Here is an 888-nt window from a genome sequence, read left to right on the forward strand (position 1 = left end):
AAGAAAAGACATAGATATATCTTCAGGGTAGTTCTTGGATGCCAGACTTATTGCGTAGTTTTGAAATGTCACCACGGCTTGGGACAAATAACCACTCTTAACAACATTGGCCTTTGCATTCATCACGGCATCTAACTGCGCATCATCAAACAACTTATATGCTCGCTCAAATGGCACATAAACCGGACGTATATCATAACGCTCAGGATCGAGGCTCGCTCGCAATATATCTAACTCGATGCCTGAGTCAGTTTCTTTAATCACCCAAGGAGGAATTGACATGCTAATGCCAATCTCAAATGGCTGAGGAGCATCTGATTGTACTGTGGAAGGGTCCTTGGCATGCAAGGATAATGAGACACTAGATACTAAAAAGGCGAAAAAAGCGTAGATGAATCTAAACATTGCTTCCTCCGCCTGATAATGAAAATTAACTATCCTTGGGAACTATCTCCGTCCTTTTCAAAGGCTTCTTTAAAACCTTTTCATATAAGAATAATAGTGCTTCTCGAGCTTGATTCAAGCGCGCGCGGGAAAGAGACATATTTTTTACCAAATAGCGTAAAAACTCTTTCACATTAGATTCACTTAAATAACGCGGGCTCCGCAAATCATAATAAGCTAAATACTGCGTAATCCAGTGCTGGTAAGTATGAATGGTTCTGGCACTCAAATGTTGGTGCTTTACCGCTTCAGCCAAGTCTACTGACAACCCCGGTTGACATTCGTCCAATGCAACTGCTGTACTCATATTGATTCCTTTTACTGCTTATAGAGACCTATATGCTTCTTCACTTTCCTTGTGTTGATCTCTTATAATTATTATCTTTTTTATCGTGGACACTGCTATTAACCAGCCTGAGACACAGACTGGTTAGAGACGCTGTA

2 protein-coding genes are annotated in these 888 nt (G+C 40.8%); both read right to left on the reverse strand.

Annotated elements, in window-relative coordinates; all coding sequences use genetic code 11:
• A partial coding sequence (locus tag A3757_RS01475; RefSeq protein ID WP_197469638.1) for a hypothetical protein occupies positions 1 to 405 on the reverse strand: 405 nt, incomplete at its 3' end.
• Positions 406 to 430: 25 nt separating this feature from the next.
• Positions 431 to 751: a site-specific integrase gene (locus A3757_RS01480; RefSeq protein ID WP_068508725.1), complete on the reverse strand. Its 321-nt coding sequence runs from the start codon at positions 749 to 751 to the stop codon at positions 431 to 433.
• Positions 752 to 888: the final 137 nt, after the last annotated feature.

Source organism: Oleiphilus sp. HI0117, assembly GCF_001635235.1.